Raw genomic sequence first — 542 nt, forward strand, 5'->3', positions numbered from 1 at the left:
CATTTACACTCAGCAGTACACCAATCGTATGATTGGCGGCTTTGAAGTACCTGCAGCTTGGTTCCAGTCACTAAACCCATTCTTTATCATTACGCTTGCGCCTGTCCTTGCGGTTCTATGGGTGAAACTAGGTAAACGTGAACCAAACTCACCAGCGAAATTTGCTTTAGCCATGTTCTTCTTGGCACTAGGCTTCCTATGCATGGTTGGTGCAGTAATGGAGCAAGGTGGTGATACTAACGTGAAAACATCCATGCTATGGCTAGTTGGCGCGTTCTTCTTCCATACTTTGGGTGAACTGTGTCTATCCCCTATTGGCCTGTCTCTTGTAACCAAACTGGCTCCGCTACGTCTTGCATCGTTGATGATGGGTGCATGGTTTGGTTGTAACGCTATTGCGAACTATGTCGCTGGTTACGTGGGTTCTCATGTGGGTGAACTTGGTGCAATGGCTATCTTTAGTGGCATCGCAGTAACTGCATTGATCAGTGGTGTGATTCTAATGTTATTCTCGAACACGCTTGTTCGTTGGATGCACGGTG

At 46.9% G+C, this 542-nt stretch carries 1 protein-coding gene; it reads left to right on the forward strand.

The features are described 5' to 3' along the window. Positions 1-542, forward strand: a 542-nt coding sequence (locus R7Q46_RS29675; protein ID WP_318078653.1) for an oligopeptide:H+ symporter, incomplete at both ends; no start/stop codon positions are given.

It is taken from the genome of Vibrio sp. 811, assembly GCF_033339195.1.